The 23,402-nt window shown below is 37.9% G+C and carries 28 protein-coding genes; 7 read left to right on the forward strand and 21 right to left on the reverse strand.

Features of this window, described 5'->3' with window-relative positions; genetic code table 11:
• Positions 1-211 precede the first annotated feature (211 nt).
• The 6 genes from AHA02nite_RS07345 to AHA02nite_RS07370 form a co-directional block, all read right to left on the reverse strand.
• Entirely contained in the window at positions 212-751 is a 540-nt protein-coding gene (locus AHA02nite_RS07345; protein ID WP_146815880.1) for a DUF1572 domain-containing protein, read from the reverse strand.
• 221 nt (positions 752-972) lie between these two features.
• Positions 973-1,323, reverse strand: coding sequence for a MaoC family dehydratase (locus AHA02nite_RS07350; RefSeq protein ID WP_170236013.1), 351 nt, complete (start codon positions 1,321-1,323; stop codon positions 973-975).
• Positions 1,275-1,631 (reverse strand): hypothetical protein, encoded by a 357-nt coding sequence (locus tag AHA02nite_RS07355; RefSeq protein ID WP_146815884.1) that lies wholly within the window; start codon positions 1,629-1,631, stop codon positions 1,275-1,277. The genes AHA02nite_RS07350 and AHA02nite_RS07355 overlap by 49 nt, the downstream gene beginning before the upstream one ends.
• Positions 1,628-2,722, reverse strand: coding sequence for an acetyl-CoA C-acyltransferase (locus AHA02nite_RS07360; protein WP_146815886.1), 1,095 nt, complete (start codon positions 2,720-2,722; stop codon positions 1,628-1,630). Before AHA02nite_RS07360 ends, AHA02nite_RS07355 begins: the two co-directional genes overlap by 4 nt.
• Positions 2,700-4,166 (reverse strand): AMP-binding protein, encoded by a 1,467-nt coding sequence (locus AHA02nite_RS07365; RefSeq protein WP_146815888.1) that lies wholly within the window; start codon positions 4,164-4,166, stop codon positions 2,700-2,702. Before AHA02nite_RS07365 ends, AHA02nite_RS07360 begins: the two co-directional genes overlap by 23 nt.
• Positions 4,167-4,727, reverse strand: coding sequence for a biotin transporter BioY (locus AHA02nite_RS07370; protein WP_146816050.1), 561 nt, complete (start codon positions 4,725-4,727; stop codon positions 4,167-4,169). It lies immediately after the preceding gene.
• Between the two features lie 237 nt (positions 4,728-4,964).
• Between AHA02nite_RS07370 and AHA02nite_RS07375 the strand changes: the two genes are divergently transcribed.
• Positions 4,965-5,399, forward strand: a complete 435-nt coding sequence (locus AHA02nite_RS07375; RefSeq protein WP_146815890.1) for a hypothetical protein — start codon at positions 4,965-4,967, stop codon at positions 5,397-5,399.
• Positions 5,400-5,415: 16 nt separating this feature from the next.
• Here the strand turns inward: AHA02nite_RS07375 and AHA02nite_RS07380 are convergent, their stop codons facing one another.
• From AHA02nite_RS07380 to ligD, 8 genes are all read right to left on the reverse strand, one after another.
• Positions 5,416-5,952, reverse strand: coding sequence for a hypothetical protein (locus AHA02nite_RS07380; protein ID WP_307724920.1), 537 nt, complete (start codon positions 5,950-5,952; stop codon positions 5,416-5,418).
• 70 nt (positions 5,953-6,022) lie between these two features.
• Positions 6,023-6,976: an acetyl-CoA carboxylase carboxyl transferase subunit alpha gene (gene accA / locus AHA02nite_RS07385; protein WP_146815892.1), complete on the reverse strand. Its 954-nt coding sequence runs from the start codon at positions 6,974-6,976 to the stop codon at positions 6,023-6,025.
• A gap of 199 nt (positions 6,977-7,175) precedes the next feature.
• Positions 7,176-7,379: a transcription initiation factor TFIIIB gene (locus AHA02nite_RS07390; protein WP_146815894.1), complete on the reverse strand. Its 204-nt coding sequence runs from the start codon at positions 7,377-7,379 to the stop codon at positions 7,176-7,178.
• A 27-nt stretch (positions 7,380-7,406) separates the two neighbouring features.
• On the reverse strand, positions 7,407-8,120 hold the full coding sequence (locus AHA02nite_RS07395) for a nucleotidyltransferase domain-containing protein (protein ID WP_146815896.1): 714 nt from the start codon (positions 8,118-8,120) through the stop codon (positions 7,407-7,409).
• 24 nt (positions 8,121-8,144) lie between these two features.
• The gene (locus tag AHA02nite_RS07400; protein ID WP_146815898.1) at positions 8,145-8,669 is read right to left on the reverse strand and encodes a cysteine hydrolase family protein; all 525 of its coding nucleotides are present in this window, start codon (positions 8,667-8,669) and stop codon (positions 8,145-8,147) included.
• A gap of 160 nt (positions 8,670-8,829) precedes the next feature.
• Positions 8,830-9,378 (reverse strand): DUF5412 family protein, encoded by a 549-nt coding sequence (locus tag AHA02nite_RS07405; protein ID WP_146815900.1) that lies wholly within the window; start codon positions 9,376-9,378, stop codon positions 8,830-8,832.
• A gap of 22 nt (positions 9,379-9,400) precedes the next feature.
• Positions 9,401-9,598 carry a hypothetical protein gene (locus AHA02nite_RS07410; RefSeq protein ID WP_146815902.1) on the reverse strand — a complete coding sequence of 66 codons (198 nt, stop codon included), beginning with the start codon at positions 9,596-9,598 and terminating at the stop codon, positions 9,401-9,403.
• 93 nt (positions 9,599-9,691) lie between these two features.
• Entirely contained in the window at positions 9,692-11,440 is a 1,749-nt protein-coding gene (gene ligD / locus AHA02nite_RS07415; RefSeq protein ID WP_170236014.1) for a DNA ligase D, read from the reverse strand.
• Positions 11,441-11,535: 95 nt separating this feature from the next.
• On the opposite strand from ligD, the gene ku reads away from it, so the two are divergent.
• A complete protein-coding gene (gene ku / locus AHA02nite_RS07420) occupies positions 11,536-12,387 on the forward strand; it encodes a non-homologous end joining protein Ku (protein ID WP_146815906.1) in 852 nt (283 codons plus the stop codon).
• A 335-nt stretch (positions 12,388-12,722) separates the two neighbouring features.
• Here the strand turns inward: ku and AHA02nite_RS07425 are convergent, their stop codons facing one another.
• The 4 genes from AHA02nite_RS07425 to AHA02nite_RS07440 form a co-directional block, all read right to left on the reverse strand.
• Complete coding sequence (locus AHA02nite_RS07425) at positions 12,723-13,856, reverse strand: ABC transporter permease (RefSeq protein ID WP_146815908.1); 1,134 nt, start codon at positions 13,854-13,856, stop codon at positions 12,723-12,725.
• Complete coding sequence (locus tag AHA02nite_RS07430) at positions 13,853-14,737, reverse strand: ABC transporter ATP-binding protein (RefSeq protein ID WP_146815910.1); 885 nt, start codon at positions 14,735-14,737, stop codon at positions 13,853-13,855. Before AHA02nite_RS07430 ends, AHA02nite_RS07425 begins: the two co-directional genes overlap by 4 nt.
• 15 nt (positions 14,738-14,752) lie before the next feature.
• Entirely contained in the window at positions 14,753-15,991 is a 1,239-nt protein-coding gene (locus AHA02nite_RS07435; protein ID WP_146815912.1) for an ABC transporter permease, read from the reverse strand.
• 111 nt (positions 15,992-16,102) lie between these two features.
• Positions 16,103-17,341 carry an ABC transporter permease gene (locus AHA02nite_RS07440; protein ID WP_170236015.1) on the reverse strand — a complete coding sequence of 413 codons (1,239 nt, stop codon included), beginning with the start codon at positions 17,339-17,341 and terminating at the stop codon, positions 16,103-16,105.
• A gap of 168 nt (positions 17,342-17,509) precedes the next feature.
• Between AHA02nite_RS07440 and AHA02nite_RS07445 the strand changes: the two genes are divergently transcribed.
• The 3 genes from AHA02nite_RS07445 to AHA02nite_RS07450 all read left to right on the forward strand — a co-directional run bounded on the left by AHA02nite_RS07445 (position 17,510) and on the right by AHA02nite_RS07450 (position 18,711).
• Positions 17,510-17,806, forward strand: coding sequence for a hypothetical protein (locus AHA02nite_RS07445; protein ID WP_146815916.1), 297 nt, complete (start codon positions 17,510-17,512; stop codon positions 17,804-17,806).
• 98 nt (positions 17,807-17,904) lie between these two features.
• Positions 17,905-18,069 (forward strand): hypothetical protein, encoded by a 165-nt coding sequence (locus AHA02nite_RS15110; RefSeq protein ID WP_170236016.1) that lies wholly within the window; start codon positions 17,905-17,907, stop codon positions 18,067-18,069.
• Positions 18,070-18,156: 87 nt separating this feature from the next.
• A complete protein-coding gene (locus tag AHA02nite_RS07450; protein WP_146815918.1) occupies positions 18,157-18,711 on the forward strand; it encodes a membrane lipoprotein lipid attachment site-containing protein in 555 nt (184 codons plus the stop codon).
• Between the two features lie 47 nt (positions 18,712-18,758).
• Here AHA02nite_RS07450 and AHA02nite_RS07455 read toward each other — a convergent pair whose 3' ends face one another.
• Together AHA02nite_RS07455 and AHA02nite_RS07460 are read right to left on the reverse strand one after the other, a co-directional pair.
• On the reverse strand, positions 18,759-19,766 hold the full coding sequence (locus tag AHA02nite_RS07455) for a lipoate--protein ligase (RefSeq protein WP_146815920.1): 1,008 nt from the start codon (positions 19,764-19,766) through the stop codon (positions 18,759-18,761).
• 64 nt (positions 19,767-19,830) lie between these two features.
• Positions 19,831-20,568: an MBL fold metallo-hydrolase gene (locus tag AHA02nite_RS07460; protein WP_146815922.1), complete on the reverse strand. Its 738-nt coding sequence runs from the start codon at positions 20,566-20,568 to the stop codon at positions 19,831-19,833.
• Positions 20,569-20,699: 131 nt separating this feature from the next.
• On the opposite strand from AHA02nite_RS07460, the gene yhfH reads away from it, so the two are divergent.
• The gene (gene yhfH / locus AHA02nite_RS07465) at positions 20,700-20,822 is read left to right on the forward strand and encodes a protein YhfH (RefSeq protein ID WP_307724921.1); all 123 of its coding nucleotides are present in this window, start codon (positions 20,700-20,702) and stop codon (positions 20,820-20,822) included.
• Between the two features lie 119 nt (positions 20,823-20,941).
• Positions 20,942-21,820: a hypothetical protein gene (locus tag AHA02nite_RS07470; RefSeq protein ID WP_146815924.1), complete on the forward strand. Its 879-nt coding sequence runs from the start codon at positions 20,942-20,944 to the stop codon at positions 21,818-21,820.
• Between the two features lie 193 nt (positions 21,821-22,013).
• Here AHA02nite_RS07470 and hemY read toward each other — a convergent pair whose 3' ends face one another.
• The gene (gene hemY, locus AHA02nite_RS07475) at positions 22,014-23,396 is read right to left on the reverse strand and encodes a protoporphyrinogen oxidase (RefSeq protein ID WP_146815926.1); all 1,383 of its coding nucleotides are present in this window, start codon (positions 23,394-23,396) and stop codon (positions 22,014-22,016) included.
• Positions 23,397-23,402 lie beyond the last annotated feature (6 nt).

Genomic DNA, 23,402 nt, shown 5'->3' on the forward strand with positions numbered 1-23,402 from the left:
TCCTAGTTAAATAAGGAAATTTTAATTAATCAAATTGTTGTTGTACCTTCAACTTTTTCTACTAGTGACTCGACTTGATCCATAAAAGCATCTATATCGTTACTTCTTTGATTACCATTTCCTCTTTCACTTCACATTTAGTGATCACTCCACTTGCCTGCCTAAAAATCTCCTTACTAAACTTCAGACTATTTAGTTAAACAACCTTTAGTTATTTATCTTTATGTTGATCAAGCATTTCCTTTAAATACTCTTCAGATTTGCCTTTCGGGATACTAAGACTCTTCCAGTTATCCCCCTTTAATTGTTTACCAATAAACACTATTTGCCCGACATGATATGCATAATGTGCCATTTGCCTTTCGATAGCCTCTAACACTAAATGCTCCTCACCACGAATGTAGATACTTTTTAATAAATCTTGTTCACTTAAATCAGTTAGTGTATCGATTAAAACTTTCCATCCCTTTTCCCATTCAGTAATTAACTCTGTTTTCGCAGATATGTCATTTATAAATTCTTCATCACGATTTCTATATTCCTTTTCACCATCAGAAGTTAAAAAGTCAGTCCATCTAGAAACCATATTCCCACTTAGATGCTTTACTATTGTTGCAACACTATTGGACTCATTATTATAAGTCCAATGTATTTCATTCTCCGATAATTGATTTATTGTTTGATCTCCAAGTTTTTTCACACTATTAAATCTTTCAATCACAATTCTCAGATATTCTTTTTCAATCCCCATTTTTCATCCCACCTTATTAAAAATATTTCCTAAGAGAGTATCCTAAAACCTAGTTAGTAGTTCATAAAAATATCCTGATTCATTTGTTCAATTTCTTCTTCTACAACAATGTTAACATAATATTCCAACAATCGTATCAATAAAAAAAGACGATCAACTTTAATGATCGCCCTGCTCACCCATTGTTAACTTAACAACATATGTTTAAAAATAACCTCTAACTATTCTTCTAAAACCACCGAACCTTGTACCTTCCCCCCAGTAATCTTCAGCTGAACTTGGCTCTCTAAAGTTTCTACTTCTGCAGAAACTTCAACCGTCTCATCTTTATAAACCGGTTTGAGAAATCTAATTTCATAATCGGAAACATGCATTCCTTTTTCAGTAAAACGAGAAGTCATATTCATGACAAGTCCCATTGTTAGTAAACCGTGTGCAATGGGGGCTTGAAACCCTTGACGTTCCGCTTCTGCCTGATCTAAATGAATGGGGTTATCGTCTCCAGTTAAGAGTGCATATTGCCTTATTTTTTCTTCTGTAACGGTGAACTCGTGACTAATTGTGAAACACATCGAACACATTCCTCTCCATGCTCGTCATAAACGTAAAGACATTGCGTGTAAAACACATGGTTTCTTCTTTGCTTTTCTGCTTCGAGGATCACTTGGCATTGATAGGTTTTTCCGATCATTAGTTGCTTAGTACACGTACCATGCTGTTTTCTTAAAACTGGAGGAGATGGTGCCTCCCAAGGAACCTCGATATAACGGTAAAAGATCATCGGAAAGACTGGAGACTGTGTACCCTGTTTTCCAAAAATCTGCTCAAAATCTTGAACCATATTTTCTGTAATCGTTACAGATACTTTCCCTGATTTCATTCTGGACGCTCCCATAACATCGCAATACCCATTCCTCCACCTACTCCAATGACAGAAATACAATACTTCGCCAAGTATCGCTGGATCACATAATATAACCGTGTGATTAAAATGGCGCCGGATGCACCATATGGATGACCTAGCGCTATAGCACCGCCTTCTACATTTATTCTTTCATAAGGAATCGAAAGTTCTTGAGAAACTAACACAGCTTTTGCAGCAAATGCTTCATTTAATTCCACCAAATCAATATCCTCGGCAGTTAAATCACATTTAGAAAGCAGCTCAGATATGGCGGTAACGGCCCCGACAATTGGATAGTTCGGGTCGACACCAACTACAACACTGTCAACAAACCTTAAGCTAGGTTTAAACCCAAGTTCATAAGCTTTATCCTCAGACATGACCAACACTGCAGCAGCCCCATCATTGATCCCACAACAATTTCCCATTGTGACAGTCCCACCCTTCGTAAAGGCAGGCGATAAACGTTCCAGCATACGTTCATAATTCATTTTCGGATTCAAACTTTCATCTTTTTGAGGTAACCCTTGAGAGCTTACAATTTCGTCATCAAAATAGCCTTTTTCTAAAGAATGAATCGCACGTTCATAACTGAGTCGCGCATAATCATCTTGCATTTCTCTAGTAATCCCGTATTTTTTGGCAGCCTGATCTGCCGCTATCCCCATATCAGGATCACCAATAGATTCTGGTGAAAAGCGCGCACGGCTATCAAAAGGCGATTGGCTCGTGCTTTCTACACCGCCAGCAATGAAAATTTCCCCAGCACCACCTTGAATCAAATGGCACGCAAGTCGAATGGCTTCCATGCCAGCACCACATTGTCGGTCGATCGTTACACCAGGCACTGAAATAGGTTGTCCACTTTCTAATGAAGACAGTCTAGCTAGATTTCCACCTGGACCAACTGCATTTCCCATCAAAATGTCGTCCACGGGAAGAGGTAGATCCTGGACAAGTTCATGAATGACAGACGCAGCCAATTGTTCAGGTGGGGATTCCTTTAAGGATCCACCTTTCTTACCAATCGCTGTCCTTTTTGCCTTAACGATTACGGCTCTCTTCATGCTTCTCCTCCTCTAGCCACTTTTTAATTTCCTTACGTGATATCTTTCCACCTGATGTGTAAGGAAAGTGATCGACTTTTCTCCATATACGTGGAATTTTATAAGCAGGTAAATAGTCGAGGCAATAGCTTTTCAATTCACGGATCGTAACGTCTCCTTTGATATAGGCAGCGACTTTCTCTCCCCAGTAGGCATCTTTTGCACCAAATACAGCGACTTCTTCAACGCTTTCTATTCCTTTTAACACTTCTTCTATTTCCTGAGGATAAATATTAATACCTCCGTAGAGAATCATGTCATTTTTGCGTCCTAGTATGTATATGAAGCCATTTTCATCTTTTTTGGCAATATCATGAACCGTCGCCCACTCGCCATCAAACACGTTATCCGTTTCCTCTTCATTATTGAGATAACCGTCAAATAACATTTTACTGCGGACATACAACACCCCAGCTTCACCTGAAGGTACTTCTTTACCATCATCCCCGCAAATTTTAATTTCTACATTATGAAAAGCCTTACCAACTGAATCTGCATATGTCATTTGATCATCATTATTTAACACTGTAATAAAACTTAGTTCAGAAGCACCATAAAATTCATAAATACTTGCGTGTGGAAAGTGCTCTTTCACCTCATTCTTCACAGAAGGCAACAATTTGGCTCCAGTAGAAATAAAAGTTAGTTGCTGTACGCTTTTCCACCCTTCATTAATTAGGGCATGAATCATTGTTGGCACTACATACACGACCGAAATAGGGTTATCTTCCAACACACTCATTAACCGACTCGTTGAAAATTTATTCAGGATATAAACAGTACCACCTATGTATAACGTGCTTAACGCTCCGTATATAAAAATGGAATTAACAAAAGATCCAGGAATTAAAACTTGGTCTTCTGATGTCATACCTAGATCTACCTGATTACATTGGAACGACTCCACCCATGATTGATGTGAACGCACAAATGCCTTTGGCTGTCCTGTCGACCCTGAAGTAAATCCAATATAAAAAGGGGTGTTAGCCTTTTCACTGGATTGCCATTCATCTTGATTATGAACCCACTCACTGATTTCTCCAGAGAAAATGACTTTCGCATCTTGGTTTTGAAAGACATCTTTCATACTTTCGTCAGCCACAATTAAATCAGGTTCGACCTCTTTCAATCGTGTTTCAATTTCTAATTGACTCCACCTCATATCGCCAACGACATTAGCCCATCCTGCCGCACTTGCACCGGCAAATACTTGCAAGAACAAGTGTCCATTCGGAAGGAAGACCGCAACTCGATTATGGACAGCCGGCTCCTTCGAAAAAGCAGACGCTGTCTGTCGAACGATCTTCTCCCACTCGCGGTAGTAAATTGTTTTATCGTCCGTTACGATTGCAGGACGACTTGGATGCTTTTCGGCATGTTGAGCGTATGAATCCGTAATATTCATTTAGGCTCGTGCCTCCTTCATAAAAGGAGCCGCATGATACAATTTAACAGCAATAAATGATGCACCCACCACTTTCAAAACATCACCTGGTAAAAATGATAGACTATAAATTGCTGCTTGAGTAACAGGGATCTCCATCATCATTGCCTGTACGGGCACCCCAATTAAGTAAACAACAAACACACCACCTACCAAATTAATCAGTAGCATTTTCCAGACTACTACCGTTTTCAATCGCTGACATAAATAGCCAATCACATAAGCACTTGCAATCCACGAAATCAAAAATCCTGCTGACGGTGTTAAAAATACGCCTATTCCACCACGGCCACCAGATAATAGTGGCATACCTGTCGCCACAATTAATAGAAATAACACCTGACTTAAAGCTGCATACTTAGGACCCAAACGTGCTCCTAAAATGCTTCCCGCTAGCATTACACCTAAAGTCTGTAGCGTAATTGGTACAGGTGAGAAACCTAAAGGAATTGGAGGAAGAAGTCCTAATACCCCCATAATTGCTGCGAACATAGATACATAGATTAGATGAACTAGTTTAATTGTTAACCCTCCAATATAAAAAGTTAACAATAGTATAGAATTATTTCATTATTTTGTAAAGGACTAATTAGTAATATCTGTGCTTATATTCTGCTAGTTTTGCCTTGGGCTATTATTTACACTTATTCACTATCCTGAGCCAATCACTACATTGATGAATCTACTATTCCACCTTCTTTTTTTGACCTTTATGTTAATATAAATTTAAATAATTAGATATTTTTAGGAGGAATCACTTTGAAAGTATTGATTGGTATATTCATACTTTTAGCTGCTTTAATTTCGTGTGACTCCAACAGCGAATTAGACGATAGTAATAATGTGTCAGACATTAACATGGATCATATATATAATTTAGTTGAAAAAGATATAAGTGTCATAAAGTTTGAAGATAGTTTTTATAGGGATGTAAGCGAGGTAGGATATTTAGATGATTTAGACCTTAGTCCTGTTGAAAAGATAGGAGAAATTCAATATCAATATGAGAATGAAGAATGGAAGAATAATATGGCAACGGATTATTCAGCAGGAACTGAAATTTATTTACCTAAGGAACATCTTAATAAAGTTATCAGATGGGATCGTGAACATATAGCTGATATCATTTTAATATATAATAATGACCAGTATATTCCACACATGAATACACATTACGAAACCCAAGAAAACTAAGTTTGTCACTACCCTACTACTCTGTTATTTCATAAATCAATATATCGAATAATTCCCCATTCGTATAAAGTAGAATAGCCCAGTCCCCTGATTTTGGTATATTTACAGTCGATGGTGAATGAGCATCTGCACCATTATTTTCTCCACTAAGCCCAGTTAACCATCCGTCTGTTAAAATTTCATGGACAGTTTCAGTTCCTTTATGAAAACCAATAACCGATAATTCAATAGAATAGGGTTCCTCAACTCCCCAGAGATGCCACATCCATTTCTGATCATTGTTTATACTGGGCATATCTGTACCAATAACACCTGACTTATCTTTGTTACCAACAATATTGTTATTAAAAGTTACGGCTTTTTTATCCCAATCTATTTGTGCAAAGTCACCCTCTCGAACAAATTCAGGAATATTCTCAGGCAATTGGACATCTGTTTCATCTAATGTGCAAGCTACCATAACAATTAACGAACATATAATACATACTAACAACACTCTATTCATCATAGCACCCCAAAATAAATATATTTGAATTGCAAAACTCTCATACAATCCTTTTCTCCTTACTCAAAAGTTCGGAAAAAGTCATCGTCTAAGCATTACTCTTTTTAGTATATTTTTCTTACTCGCTATATACTCCAATACCTTTATATTTTACATACCTTTGTTCAACGACCATTTCTTCGGTGTAAGTCGAAAACTCCTTAAGTGAGCTTTCTATTGCTTTCTTCAATCGATTTGCCTGTTCACTCGGATTATGGTGTGCTCCGCCTTTAATTTCAGGGACAATTTCATCAATAATGTTTAATTCTTTAAGATCTGGTGCGGTAATCTTCATCGTATTAGCTGCATACTCACCTTGAGTTGCATCTTTCCAAAGAAGAGCAGCTGCAGATTCTGGCGCAATGACAGAGAACCACGTATTTTCTAACATATGAATGTGGTTACCTACTCCAATTCCTAATGCTCCCCCACTCGCGCCTTCACCAATAACAATGCTTATAATGGGTACTTTCAATCCGGCCATCTCAAAAAGGTTATGTGCAAGTGCTCTTGATTGTCCACGTTCTTCTGCTCCTTTTCCTGGGAAAGCTCCTTTTGTATCGATTAACGTAATAACGGGTCTATTGAACTTTTCTGCTTGCTTCATTAGCCGTAACGCTTTTCTATAACCTTCTGGATTCGGCATGCCAAAGTTTCGTGCTAAATTTTCCTTCGTATCTCGACCCCTTTGTTGACCAATAATGGTAACTGGCATACCTTCAAACTTAGCAATTCCACCAACAATTGCTTGATCATCACTAAAGTAACGATCACCGTGCAATTCAATAAACTGATCAAATAATAGATCAATATATTCTAAAGTCGTGGGGCGGTTCGGATGACGTGCTATTTGGACCCTTTGCCACGGCGTTAAATTATTATAAATTTCATCTTGTAAACTTGAGACACGCTCTTGCAAGTTAGCAATCTCTTCAGTAAGATCAACGTCTGATTCTTCTGCGTAGATGATGAGTTCATTGATTTTATCATTTAATTCATATATTGGCTTTTCAAACTCCAGATAATTCTTCAATATCTCCACCTCTTAAAATACATATTTTACAAGTATTACTTCGAGAATAAATAAGAAAAACCCTTCACTATTTTCAAAACGCCTCTCACCCAAAAGCTCATAATACCCTCACTCCCCAAGCATTTCCTGAGTCGCAATCTTAAATTAAAAGACCGAATTATAAAACGATTGTGTTAGAATTAAATAGAAGTATTAAACTTTATAGTGTCCCCTTAAATTTTTCTGGCTTTTTTACATAGCTTTCAATAATAAACCCACATTCAGTACAAAGAATATACTCAACCTCTGAACCAAATCTCAGCTTATTTACAGGATTCATGGCACTATATCCTGCATGTTTACCTTTCCCTAATTCTGCACTCCCACATTTTGGGCATTTAGCAACTCTTGTAGAATGATCCATTAAAGACCCTCCTAAATTATGTTTAAATTAATTTTTCCCTAACGAAAATCCTGCAAATAAACGACCGCCATATGGCTTTAAAATTTTATCTGTCAGTTGAACAAGTGGCCCTTTGTTTTCCGACTTATAATATTGGTCAAGAGCAACTACAAATCGTTCGGCAAGTTTATGATCAAATTGCCTTAATGACCTTATAATCCACTTTGAGTTCCCTACCCATTGATTGTTCGTTCGAAGCACAAACTCACTCAATAAATTCGCAAGTTCGTTAGTTATAAATATCCCCTCTGCCCGATTCTGACAACCTATTAAATCATCCAATACATCTGTAATAAAATACCGTTTAAAATCTATAGTCTCTTTTGGCCATGGTTCAGGTCCTTTATTTAATAAAGACGCTGCTTCACTCTTAATTCCAGGAATGACGCCGTTATCTTTTAACACGACTCCTTCAACTACCATTCGAGGTAACGACGGTCTAGCGCGTTTACAGTCACTTTCAAAGTAAGTTTTATAAGATTGTAGATTGTGTGCAAAAACTTCTATATTCCAATCATATTTAATTAACGATTCTCGATATGAAGATTCTAGGTGACGACCAAAAATAACGAGATCAAGATCAGATGTCGATGTTGCTTCTCCTCGTACAACACTTCCGGCCAATAAAGCACCTTCACAACCTTGAAAATGTTCTTCAACAAACTTTTGCGCAGCGATCATTGGGTCTAATTTATTACTCATTTTTTCACCTTCTCAAAATATCTCCTATATAAAACTGACTTCACTATGATTAGTAACACGAGCAAACCACCTCAAAGTTCCATTATGGTGATCAATTATTTGTTGAGCGCTTAACCCATTTGCATTCCAAGTACTATGTGTATCCGAAACTAAAGTAACTTTATATCCTTCACTAAAAGCCCTTCTACAAGTGGTATCGACACATACTTCAGTTTGAATTCCCGCTACCACTAAGTGGGCAATTTTATGATTTTTCAACTCTTGATCCAAATTGGTTTTGAAAAAGGAGTCTGGAGTTGACTTTTGAATGATAACATCACCATTTTCAGGCGTTATGTCAGGGTGAACTTCCCATCCATGAGAACCATACTCTAAAGGTTTGCCAGTAGGTGCATTGTGCTGAACATAAAAGATAGGTACTTTTGATGATCGTGCTTGACTAATCACCGTTTTCAAATTTTCTAACAACTGGTTTCCTCTATACACAACGTTTTCTTCCTGGAACATTCCATTCTGTACATCTATTATTAATAAAGCTTTTTTAGTCATAACTCACCTCTTATACTAGATACTTCACAATTAAATATTAACATAATATTCCACCTGAAAGATGTTAAGTTACACAATTTTCTGAAATAAAACTCAAGAGATCAACACACCTGCCGATCATAATAAGATAATGAAATATACTAACCAGCTTTACAATATACTAATTTTGATAACAAGTCTCATACCTATCTTTCATTAATAAGCTCTTACAAACGAAGCCACTTTCGTGATAAATTTCCTTGTCTACCTGTAGCGTTATACTTCTATTCGAATTAGAATTTTCCGGGTGGTCATTGTGAATATATAAAGTGTTTTCACCTACCCAATCCAAATTGAAATCAGTTTTAGCATCACCATAATATATAATTTGAGATTGATGATCCCGGTGATCCGTTATTTCAACTAATACATTCACCCCACCTGCTGCACCTCCGTAAGGCTCATAATATGCATTAGCCGTATACTCTTCTGTAGGTGATGCGACAGGTCCAGGCCCCTCTTGAAGGTTGTCTCGGTCAATATGATTGAATGTAAAAAAATACACCTCATATATGTAAATGGTCAGTAATAGGAAGAAACCGATCGACGTTGCAATCAACATCTTTTTCGGAAAAGGTTTCTTTCTGAAAAGAGAAATGATGATATTAGTACATAAAATTATAAACAAAACACCTGTAATCAATGCGATTAATAGTCCAAAAATAATCAAAATGATAATCCCCTTTTTCTACTTAAATGTTCACCATAAAACTACTTCCAAACAGCCATAACATTGGCGTCAAAATCACTAATAGAAACAGTCCTGTAAACATATATCTTATGTATTGATTACGGTCCACACCTTCTCTTAACTCCCACAAACCTAATGTTATAAAGTACAAGCTAACTAAAACTGAAATGATTGGTAACATGATTGCTATAAGTTCCATATAGATTCCCCTTCCTTCTCTAAATCTTAACATAATATTCCAATGGAAAGGGTGTATTTTCCAAAAGTAAAGGCCAGCATAAGCCGGCCAAAACTACCTCCAAAACGGACACCCTCTCTCATTTAACCGTTTCGATATGACATCCATCGTATAATCACGCGGGTCAAGTGATTCGTTAACTTCATCCCAAAAAAGTGGTGTCGCCACTGTTCCTTCTTTCGTCGCTCGCGGGGAGTAAGGAGCAATGATTGTTTTACCAGGTGCGTGCTGAATATAATCGATATAAAGTCGATTGCCACGATTTTTCTTCAACCGTTCGATCGTAAATTTTTCCGGATATTTTTCGACGAGCACTTTCGCCACTGCTTCCATAAATTCGCGCGTGTCATCATAAGTCGTCTCTTCATCTAACGGAATATGCAACTGCAAACCCGTTTTCCCAGACGTTTTCACATACACGTCATACCCTTGATGTTCACACATTTCTTTAATCAACTGTGCTGCGAAAACCGCTAACGAAAACTGCTTTAAAGTCGGTGGATCTAAATCAAACACCATTTCATCAGGTAACTCTGAGTCAACCGTGTTAAAAGGCACATGATACTCAATTGCCGCATGATTGCCGAACCAAAGTAACGTCTGCAAATCTTGGCAGATGATATCCTCATCTTCCTCATCCCCCGGCACTGTTTGGATAAAATCAGGTGCATAATCAGGCAAATGTTTTTGGTAAAATGAATGATCATCGACACCGTCAGGAAACCGAATCATCGTCAATCGCTTATTTTGTAACCTTGGAAGTAAAAGTGGTGCCACTTCGCGCAAATATAACACAAAGTCACGTTTGTTAAACTGCGGAAATAGCAACTTATCAGGCTTAGAAATCTCAACTGACTCTGGCAGCTGCCCTAACCCTTCTCTAACACGTTCGCACGTACAATCACTAGGCTCTATGTCAAAACGAAATTGATGAAAGACAGGCTCGCGCAGCTCTCGATCTTTTGCTTCTAAACAGTGAATTTCTAAACAGACACTCGGCGGGATCTCCCACGTTTTTGCGTTTATTTTTTCACCATTTTCATAAACAAAAGCTTTAAGTGTTTCTTTTTCTTCATCTGAAAAGCCGTGTTTCAGCTTACCTAAAAGGGGCATCTCCTCGCCTTTGTAAACCGACACATCAAAGTACTCATTTTCCATATTCCATTTTGTTAAAAAGCCCGTAACCGCACGCCAGTTTTTGATCTTTTGCCACTGTTCACTTCGCTTGCCACTCGTTACTTTGGAGCGAGCGTTTTTAGCTACAACTCCTTCACCTTGGTGCAACTGCACATCTTGCCATATTTTTTGCGCATCGTCGTATTGTTTTACTATGTTTAATCTTTCGTTATATCTAAATGCTCCTTCGCCGAATAACTCCTCTAATTGACTGCGCCTTTTATGTAAAAGTTGGCTTTCTAAACTTTTTCCTTTAAGTTGCAACAGGTCAAATGCCATAAACGTCGCGGGTCTTTTTTGACTGACACTTTGAATTCGATCTTTCGATGACATGCGACCACGCGTCTGAATAATTGAGAAGTTTCCTTTTAATTCTGAATCCAACACGACTAATTCACCGTCTAAAAATAGCGGTAGATGCGGTTTGACCTGTTCAGAATGATTTTCACACCAAGCCGTAATTTCAGGAAACTGTGCAGTGAAGTCATTGCCATTACGACTCCACAGTTTCACTCCCTTTTCCGTCCATTCAAGCCCACATCGAAATCCATCATATTTTACTTCATACACCCAATTGTCACCTGTCGGCATATCCTCAACAAGTGTCAGCAACATCGGCTTCCACATAGCGCTCACCTCCAATTTTACATGGTTATTTTTAACGTAAAGGTGCATTTTTATCACTAAACGAGAAAAGATAACCAATAAAGGAGATGATCGTGATGCATACGATGTGGAAAGGGACGATAAGCTTCGGCCTTGTCAATATACCAGTCAAGCTACATTCCGCAACTGAAAACAAAGACATTAAACTGCGCAACTTGCACAAAGAGTGCCAATCCCCCGTTAAATATGAAAAGACGTGCCCCGTTTGTGAAACCGAAGTGACAAATGACGATATTGTTAAAGGATTTGAATATACGAAAAATAAATTCGTTATTTTGGAAGATGAAGACTTAGAAAATTTAAAAGAAGCAAAAGACGATAAATCCGTTGAAATCGTGGACTTTGTTAAGTTGGATGAAATTGATCCAATCTACTTTGATCGAAGCTATTACTTATCACCGAGCGAAGGCGGTGGCAAAGCCTATTCACTACTGCGCCAAGCTTTAGAAGATAGCGGCAAAATTGGCTTAGCCAAAATTACAATACGTTCAAAAGAACATCTAGCCGTCGTGCGTATTTATAACAATACGATTGTCATGGAAACGATCCACTACCCAGATGAAGTCCGTGATGTTGGCGAAGTGCCGAACGTGCCAGAGGAAGACAACGTCGTAGAAAAAGAATTAGAAACAGCGAAAATGTTAATCGACCAACTGACAACTGAATTCGATCCAGAAAAATATACAGACGAATACCGCACAGCTTTGCTCGATTTAATCGAGAAGAAGAAAGATGGCGAAGAAGTCGCAACAGCCAAAGAACCAGAAAAACCAGACAACGTCACCGACCTAATGGACGCTTTAGAAAAGTCGCTTAACAAAACGCAAAAAGGCGGCCAGAAGAAGAAATCTACTGGAGGAGGCCAAAAGAAAAAGACTACAGCTTCAGGGAAGAAGAAGAGTGGGTAGTGTAGTGGGTTATTGCCGAATAGCTCAGTTTATTACCGAATAAGTGGATTTAATACCGAATAGGGACTGCTTATTACCGAATGGATCGATTTATTACCGAATAAGGACTGCTTATTACCGAATAGAGAGTGATAATTACCGAATAGCTCAACTTATTACCGGATTACCCTTAATGTCGGACAACAGCGACTTATTGACGGACAAAACCACATAATTGCCGGACGACTGCTAATTAATGTCGGACGAGAACCAATTATTGTCGGACAAACCCGTATAAAATCCACCCTCCCATAAACCAAAACCCACGACAGCCACTAAAGCTGTCGTGGGTTTCTTTAATCAACTTTACTCGTTTTAATTTTTGTTGAAGCAATGAAAAGTAGGACGACTGATACGATTAATGTGACTGGAATTGCATCGTACCACCTCTCATTTTCTTGTGTTAAAATTGCTTGTTCAGGCAAGACGTATTTAAATGGATTAAACCACGCCAAGGCATCCATAGAAAAAGTAGCGGTTAAAATATAACCTAATAATAATGTTCCTAACAAAGCAAACAGTGTCATTATCGTTTGTTTGAATAACAAGCTATAAAGTAAATAGAGCGAAATCATAAACACGACCATCAAGCTCATTAATCCTACAGCTTGCACGACATAATCAACAGACGTCAGCGCCCTTAAAACACCATCCACTTCAATAATGACTGGGTATTGGAAATTGCCTTCCGTCCCAAACAGATAACTAACTCCGAGCGCCGTCAGCAATACAGCGACTAAAACAATCAAATAGATAACTAGCGAGCTTACAAATTTACTCACAATTATATGCGCACGGTTAAATGGTTGTGTGAACAATAAGTTAATTGAACGACTTTCAAATTCACTCGTCATCAAATCACCAATTAGTAGTAATACAACGACCAACGCACCTAACGTCACCCATAAATTAACGACTTGGAGCAAGAAGTTAGGTGGCGCATGACTATAGTTCTCGATTTCTTTCGGGATACCCTGTGCTAAAAGTTGTTGGTTCAACGCAAGCGTATGGTGAATTTCCTCTTCAGTAATAGGGTACTCCCCTTCTGCCATGCGATAATCCCTTACTTGTTCCATAAAAGATATTTCAACATTTAATTGCTGCTGCCATTCATCTGTCCCAACTAAATTATGCAGTTCATCAGCTGTATTTAAAAGATCCAAGTTCATCTCTTGACGCATTTCTATTTCTTCATATTCTTCTGTTCCTTCTTCAAGATCTTGTTCAAGCTGTCTAGTATAAGTGCGATTATTCATCTCGCTAACTTCTACTAAATAGCTATAGTTCGACTGCTTCTCATCTAAAACATAATCTTCTAAAATAACATTCCGAAAAAACAACAGTACAACTAACGCGACTAAAAAAGCCAATAAAACTAAAAACTTTTTCGAAAAGAACATTTTTTTAAATTCAAAGACTAATAACTTCATACAGATGCGTCCCCTTCAAACAGCTCACGATAGCGTTTTTCAGCACCGACACGCTCATTTTCAATATCTAAAATTGCTACACCCTGCTTATTTAAATGATCAATGACAGTCTGAAGTTCAACATCTGTTTCTTCAAATGTTACTTGTTCTTGATTATAAATTAAAAATGGAACGGCTGCTTCTTCTAAAACACCTTTAGCCTTTTCCAAATCATCAACCGTTAAGTAATATTCCTTTGTTGCAAATTGCTCGAGCGACTCTTTTAAAAGCGCGCCATCTTTCAAAAAGTATATTTTATTCGTCAGTCGATCAATTTCATCAAGGTTGTGCGACGAAACAATAACCGTCGTTCCTTCTTCTCTTAGCTCTAACAAAATATTACGCATATCAATCGCACTCGTTGGATCCAGCCCTGTTAGTGGCTCATCCATTAACAACACCTTTGGATCATTAATAATAACCATAGCTAACAACAAATGCTGCTTCATCCCTAATGAGAAATTTTGTACGCGCTTCTTTAAGTAACTTTCCATCCCAACGCGCTTAGCGACTTCTTCAATTTTTGATTTAGGTAACCCTTGAACATCGCAAATAAACTTCAAATGATCATAAGCAGTTAACGTTCCGTATAAAATTCGATTATCTTGAAGGTACGATACGTCTTTAAAAATTTTCGTATCAGAATTTTTCTGACCGAGCAATTCCACTTCACCTTGATCATAGGTTAATAAATTCGTCATGCAATTCATTAACGTTGTCTTACCCGAACCATTTGGGCCAACGAGCGCTATAATTTGTGGTTCTTCTACTTCTATGTCAATTCCTTTTAAAACCCAATCCTTCTTGTACTTTTTCTTTAGACCATCAACTTTAACAATCATGCAAAAACCCCCTCACTACTTCATTTTTACTTTCATCACAAAATATGACACGACTAAAATTAGTAAACTACTAACCCCAAGTGACACAACACCATTAACTAGATTGATGTTAAAATTCTCCTGCACCAATGCTGTTTCAAACGTGATTATTTCGTACACATCGAAATATAAAAATGGGTTATAAGCGCCGACGAGTTGTTCACTGAATTGCACACCCAAAAACACGACAGCTAACGTCAAACCAATCGCAATCGATGTTCGTCTTGCTAATACTGAAAATAAAAACAACCAGGAATAACAGAAGACGAGTACCATTAAGAACAACATCGCCGACCATAATGAAAATATTCCCATCGGCATAAAGCTAAACTGGAACTCTGGTTCATAGATCAGCACAGGATAATCCCATGCACCTAAACGATCAAAAACAACTCCTAGCAGTAACGAAAATAAACCAACACCTACAACCGTCAATAATGACATCAGCGCAATTGTGATAACTTTACTGACGAAAACAGTTCCACGTTGAACAGGTTGTGTGTATAGAAAATGAATCGGCCCATTTTGTCCTAATCCTTCTCTCGTCATAACATTACCGAACAAGAATAAGAAAAAAGCCGCACCGAATACCGTTAAAAACATTTCAAACAAGCGGTATAAAAAATAAAAGCCCGATGATGAATGGATATTATTAAAGTTATGAGCCATTTCTTCTTCAATTTCTGAATTAAATACTTCGTCATACACCGTTAATTCAGAGAAACTATGAATTGGAAATACGGGACGAATCTCACGGTCTCGAAGCCAGCGGTTACGCTCTAAGTGGACTTCCCGACTGAAGTGTGTCATCCAAGTATAAACTTGTTCTTCCGCTTGCGTTGGAAATCTTTCAAAATGTTCTTCACCCATGTCCACTTCAACTTGTGTAACTTTTTCCCAATCATGATTTTCATACCCCTCAAGCCTTGTTCGGTTACTCTCAATCATCTGTATATCACTTTCAATTGCTAATCGTTCCACGTGATCGGTGATTTCATATAAATCATCACCTATTTCAAATCCCATTTCTTCTAGAGAGCGTTCACTAGCTGATACTTTAAACTCCGCCTCCTCTACCTCGCCTTCAACTCGTTCAGTTTGTATGTAATTGTAGATAAAATAGCCACTAACCACTAGAACTAATAAAGCTAGCAACATGTAAAAGAATGCAGACTTTGTGGCTTTCTTTATTTCAAAAAATATAAATTTAATCATTAAGACATAGCCCTCCCCTCACGGTAATTATCAAAAATTTCCAAATGTATTGTACATAATTCTACACCCACTTACATAATACCTTCTTAAAATAGAAAAAATTACATCACTCTATCTCATTCTCACCCTCAATATGAAATATGACAAACTTAAAATTAGTAAACTACTAACCCCAAGTGACAACACACCACTGACTAGATTGATGTCAAAATTCTCCTGCACTAATGCTGTTTCCAACGTGATTATTTCGTACACATTAAAATATAAAAATGGGTTATAAGCACCGACGATTTGGTCACTGAATTGTACACCCAAGAACGCGACAGCTAACGTTAAACCAATCGCAATCGATGTTCTTCTTGCTAATACTGAAAATAAAAACAACCAGGCATAACAGAAGACGAGTACCATTAAAAACAACAACGCTGACCATAGTAAAAATGTCCCCATCAGCATAAAGCTAAACTGGAATTCAGGTTCATAGATCAGTACAGGATAATCCCATGCACCCAAACGATCAAAAACGACTCCAAGCAACAATGAAAATAAACCAACACTAAACACGATTAATAACGACATTAGCGCTACTGATATAGCCTTACTGACGAAAACAGTTCCACGTCGAACAGGTTGTGTGTAGATAAAGTGAATCGGCCCATTTTGTCCTAACCCTTCTCTCGTCATAACATTACCGAACAAGAATAAGAAAAAAGCCGCACCGAATACCGTTAAAAACAATTCAAACAAGCGGTATAAAAAATAAAAGCCCGATGATGAATGGATATTACTAGCCATATGAGCAGCTTCTTCATCTATTTCTGAATCAAACACTTCATCATACACCGTTAATTCAGTGCCCTCATGAATCGGAAACACGGGACGGATCTCACGGTCTCGAAGCCAGCGATTTCGCTCTAAGTTGACTTCCCGACTGAAGTGTGTCAGCCATGTATATACTTGTTCTTCCGCTTGTGTTGGAAATCTTTCAAAGTAGTATTCTAATATCTTTATTTCTTCTCCCACAACCTTCTTCCAGTCATGGTTTTCATACCCTTGAAGTCTTGTTTCGTTTCTTTCAATAAACTTGAGATTGATTTCAATTTCTCTGGCTTCTAATGGGTTTTTTACGTCATTTATGTCGCTCCCTTTTTCAAATCCTCTTTCTTGAAGCCTACGTTCATAAGCTGATACTGTAGTCTCAGCTTCTTCTATTAAATCTTCAACTCGTTCAGTTTGTATGTAATTGTAGATAAAATAGCCACTAATCACTAGAACTAATAAAGCTAGCAATATGTAAAAGAATGAAGATTTTGCGGCTTTCTTCATTTCAAACATGATGAATTTATGCATAAAATTGCAAACTCCCCTCATAACTTTCAGTGGAAAACTTCCTATATAATTAATGTTTATTTTCTACATTTATTTCTAAACACCTCTTCGTTTGGAAAAAATTGATAAAAAATTAATAAAATGATAGAATATTAAAATAATATCCGTCTTAACAAAGGAGATGTGATGGTGAAAAAATTAATACTTTTACTTTGTGGAATTCTTTTATTAACTGCATGTACAGGTGAAGAGGTAAAGCCACCTACTAACGAACTGGAATCAGATACAGAAAGTGAACAGGAAAACATAGAGGAAGAATCAGAAGAAAACGCTAGATTAGATAGTCCGCCCGCATTTAGAGTGGAGGTAGATAATGAAGAGCTTTTCTCTCCACGTGATACCTTATGTTGGGAACCTGAAGAAAGACCGTGTGACCTTGAAAAAATGACCCTCGAGAGATTACGAGCGAACTACCAAACACCCTAGTTAATGCTAACGAACAAATTTCTTATGGAATCGTTACTTCTGGAGAAGACTTTGATAAATTAGGAGGTTTAGTTCCAGATCCGGATCAAGTGATCGTCATGCGATACCAACGAGGTGAGTTACAAGAAGAATTTGAAATGGAAAATAAATCCTTTAATGCCCCTGAAGAATCTGGATTACATTATTATTTGTTCCATCTCGTATGGGATGATGATTATTACGGGGAATCTATACACGGATTTAAACTTACTGTTCGTGAATAGAATGTAGGTTTTCTTACTTCTATAATCACATTCATAAGGTATCTTTGAGATATTAGTTTTTTAATCTTCAATAGAGGAGATGTAGCTGTGAAAAAAATAATATTTTTACTTAGTGGAGTTCTTTTATTGACTGCTTGTACAGGTGAAGAGGTAAAGCCACCTACTAACGAAGTAGAAGAGGAAGTTGAAAATGAATACATAGAAGATACCGAAAACGGTCTAGCACTAGAGGAACCGCCTGCATTTCGTATATCAGTAAATGACCGAGGATACACACCAAGTTTAGACAACTATTGTTGGGAGCCTGAAGAACAACCGTGTGACCTTGAAAGTAGTGACCCACGCGAGCTTACTGAAGGGTACCAAACACCTATCGTAAATGCCGGACAACGAATCCAACATACTATAATACCTAATGTTGATGACTTTGACAGCTTTGATGAAGCTGCGCCAAAACCAAGTAGTATTGTCGTGACTCGTTATCGACTAGGTGAAAAGCAAGAAGAGTTTACAATCGCAGACAGTCCTACGTTTGAAGCACCAGATGAACCTGGAGTGCACCATTATATTTTTTATCTCACATGGGATGATCAATACTACGGGGAAGCAACTTACGCCTTTAAACTTTCTGTTCGGGAGTAAAATGCAAAAACCCGCCAGAGCCTTTATAAGCTCTGACGGTTTTTCACTTAATAAACTAAAGACATGAAGTCTTCATCTTCAATTTTGCCTAAATAGTGCTGTAAATCAATATCTTTTAACGCTGCTTGGATTGCTTCACGTTCGTATTTAACACCTTTAAGCTTGTCCTCTACATCTGACACTTCACCGATACCGAAGAAGTCACCGAAGATCGTGACATCTTGGATCACACCTTTTTTCACATCTAGGCGTACATCATATGATCCAACACCTTCAACTCGTTTTGAATGCTGAATGTTGAAAGCTGGAGAACGGCCATAGTTCCAGTCCCATTTCTGATAGCGTGACTCAGAGATTTCGTGGATTTTCTTCCAATCTTCTTCATCTAGTTTATATCGCGGGACATCTTTAACATCTTCCACATCGAAAATATATTTCAGTAACGTTTCTTTAAAGTCGTCCATCGTAATATTTTCATCAATAAACTCAGAAATGTTCGCGACACGACTGCGGATTGATTTAATCCCTTTTGAACGGATTTTTTCCGACTTTACACGTAATGATTGGATCACATTTTCAACTTCCGAATCAAACATGAGCGTTCCGTGGCTAAACATTCGACCTTTTGTTGTAAATTGAGCATTACCTGAAATCTTTCGGCCATCCGCTGTTATGTCATTACGACCTGATAACTCAGCATTAACCCCTAGCTTTTGTAGTGCGTCTACTACAGGCTGTGTGAATTTTTTAAAGTTACTGAAGTTATTACCTTCATCTTTAGCTAAAAAGCTGAAGTTTAAGTTACCTAAATCGTGATATACGGCGCCGCCACCCGATAAACGGCGAACAACTTTAATGTCATTAGCCTCAACGAAATCTGTATTAATCTCTTCTACAGAGTTTTGGTTTTTACCGACGATAATCGACGGGCCATTCACGTAAAATAATAAGTATTGCTGATCATCATCAATGTTTAAATGCTTTAGCGCATATTCTTCAATTGCTAGATTAAGTTGTGGATCTGTAATTCCTTCATTATCAATAAAATATAACATCCGTTAAGCCCCCTTCTATTCTCTCTATTAAAAGTATAAGAAACTATGACAACATTCGCAATGATTACCCTTTAGAACGCCACGTTAATCCTTCATACGCAATCGTGACACTGCCATTATATAGCGATTTCGCTTCATTGACTAAGTCACCATGTTCTCCAAAGTGAGGTAAATGCGTTAACCATAACGCTTCCACACTCGCATCTCGTGCTAATTTACCACACTCTTCACCTGTCATGTGCCCAGCTTTCGCCCCGTCCATTCCTTTGTAAAAACTACTTTCAGCAACTAACAAATCTGCTCCCTTCGCAAAACCTGCTAACTCTGGGAAAAACGCTGTATCAGCTGTATAAACAAACGTCTTCTCACCGTTAGTGACACGCATCGCATAACACGTTTTCGGATGTTTCGTTTTTTGAAATGAAAAAGTAAACGGGCCGATGTGTAAGTCTTGTCCTTCTTGATAGCCTTTTCCTTTAGTTGCAACGTGATTAAGTTGATTAAAATCTGTTTCATTGTCATTTGCTGCATAAACCGGAATATGACCTTGAATATTTTTCAATTGTTGCTGTACTAAACAAGCATACTGAAATGAGCCTAGATCAGCTACATGATCGTGATGAAAGTGTGATAATACAACAGCATCGATTTCATCAACTGTTACATACTGTTGCAGTCTCGATAAGGCACCACTTCCTAAATCAATGACTACTTTAAAGCCATCTTGTTCTAACAAATAGCATGATGTCGCGCTTTCAGCCTCTGGATAAGCGCCCCAATATCCAATCACTTTTAATTCCATATAGGTCTTTCCTCCCATTTTAAGTTATATAACAGATTAACACTTAACAAATCTGTATTAATACAGTATAGTATAAGTACAAGATAAATTTTCTTAAAATTCAAACCTTTAAGGAGGACTTACTCATGTTAATGTCACCTGTACAGTTTTTCCGTAACCTACCGAAAAAGCAATGCGCAGTTTGCAAACAAGACATGGTAGAGCAAGCCGATTGTTACACAAACAAATGCGAAAAATGCGATTCAATTCACTAATTAGTTTATCACTAAACCATCCATCTCTAAACGAAAACACGCTCAAGTCATTTTGAGCGTGTTTTTTGCTGTCCTTCTGTGCTAATATAGTGACAACCTGCTTATAAAGGAGGCTTCCTATGTCAATTTCAATCAAGCCATATAACACTGACCATAAAGGTGAGCTGGTTAAATTATTGGATTTCTGTCATGAAGATCACACTTCACTTCACATTTTGAATAGTCCTGGTTTAAAATTTGCTTACTCTGCTTTTAATGATCAAGAGTTAATTGGGCTCGCCCTTGCTTGGACAAGTTCAATTCACCCAAATTGTACATATTTTCGTATTCTATCTAATCCAGACTATCGTGTTGAAGAAAAATTATTAAGTAAATTAACCAATGACGATAAGGTGGAAGCTCCATTACAAACATCGGTTTGGGAATCGCAAGAACATCTTAGACACCTTTATGAATCTCATCATTTTCAAGAAATTAGAAGAACTTATTTGCCGACACTAAAGCTTTCACAACTCGATGTGCCTGGGCCAACTACCCACACACCATACGTCTTAAAATCGTTAAAAGATCTTTCTTTAGATGAAGAAAAATTAAATAGATTAGTAACAGTTGTTAAAAACAATTATGAACGCACACACCTAGCAAACCCAGTCGCGAAACTCGACGATGATCAATGGAAGCAAATGATTCTAGCAGAAGACACGACCCTAGATGGAAGCTACATCTATGTTGATCGTGATAACATTGCAGCTTACTCTTTTCTACACGAATCAGACGAAAAAGGCACATATGAATTAGGCTGGTGCGGCGTTGCAGAGGGATACAGTCAGGACATCATCCCTACATTAATTAATCATCAAATACAGTACGCGGTCAATCGTGGTGTTCTGCATATTGTTGGAGAGTTCGATACAACCGATGATCATGCTATGGAAGTTTTTAATCACTTTCCTTTTAATTCATCATCTGGTTTAATAACTTATCGAGAAGTAGATTAAGCTAGCCGTCCGCTCTTATTTAGGCGAACGCTTAATTATTTAGGCGTTCGCCTGATTAATTTGAAGTTCGCCCAATTATTTAGATTTTCGCTTAATTATCGAAAATTTCGCCTAATTAATCTTCACACAAAAAAAAGACTGCCCTCAAACAGCCACTTTTCATGACGATGAGGACAGCCTTTGCTAAATTCAATTATTTCTCAGCTATTTCTTCTACGATTCTAATCGCTTGATCCATACAATCTGGTAAACCGACACCGCGATAAGCGTTACCGATTAAATAAACACCTGGTAACTGCTCATTCACCTTCTCTTCTAGTCTTTCTAAGCGTTGAAGGTGGCCAACCGTATACTGTGGCATTGCGTCATACAATCGTGTTATAAGTTTGAACTTCGGATCGTCTTCAATCGTCATGATTTTCTTCAAGTCATTAATGACGAGTTGAGAGATCTCATCATCAGATAAATCTAGCACTTCTTCATCGCCTGGTTTACCAACATAAGCACGAAGTAATACAGATCCTTCAGGTGTTGTATGTGGCCACTTTTTAAATGTCCACGTGCAAGCGGTAATACGGTAATCTTCTTTACGTGAAACGACGAAACCTGTTCCATCTGGTAAGTTTTTCACCGCGTCTTCATCAAATGCCATAGCGACATTCGCAACAGACGTATTTTTCGTCTCAGATAGCTCATTCATAAATTCATACTCACTGAACAACTGTTGTGTTACATAGTGTGGTGTTGTCGCAATGACGTAATCAGCTTCTAACGGCTCTTCTTGACCATTAATATGTAACAAGTAACGTTCATCATGCTTTTCAACTTGACTAACATCCGTTGACATACGAACATTACAAGTTAGCGCATCTGTTAATCCGTCAACTAACGTCTTTAAGCCACCTTCAAGGGTTAAGAACATCCCTTGCTTTTGGCCGCCGGTCTGTTTTTTCGGTGTTGACTTTTGTAAGCCGCGAATTAAGCTACCGTGTTTCTTTTCCGTTTCAAGAAAATGTGGGAATGTTGCCTTTAAGCTTAATTGATCAATGTCTCCCGCATAGATTCCAGAAATAAGTGGATGGATCAGCCTGTCGACTACTTCATCACCTAAACGGCGGCGGAAAAAGTGCCCAACAGAAATGTCATCTTCTACTTCTGTTTTACCTGTTGTATAGTCTTTCAGAGCGTCTAACTTACCTTTAAACGTAAATAACGTTGAGCTAAAAAATGGTGCTAGCTGTGTCGGAATTCCCATCACAGCCCCTTGAGGCATTGGGTGCAGCTGGTCTTGGGATAAAATAAAAGCCTTACCTGTTGCACTTCTAATTAATTTGTCTTCTAAGCCTAAATCTTCAACTAAATGTTTGGCTGTCGTTTTGCGTTCTAGAAAAGAATCAGGACCACGCTCAATCGTAAAACCGTCACGCCGTTCAGTCCAGATGATTCCGCCTAAATGGTCAGTCTTTTCGATTAACGTCACATCAGCATCGACTTCATTCTTTTGTAAATAATAAGCGGCGGTGAGACCTGTAATGCCACCGCCGATAATTGCTATTTGCTTACGCTTATTCGTCATAAAGGA

The organism is Alkalibacillus haloalkaliphilus, assembly GCF_007991275.1.
Lineage (GTDB): Bacteria > Bacillota > Bacilli > Bacillales > Alkalibacillaceae > Alkalibacillus > Alkalibacillus haloalkaliphilus.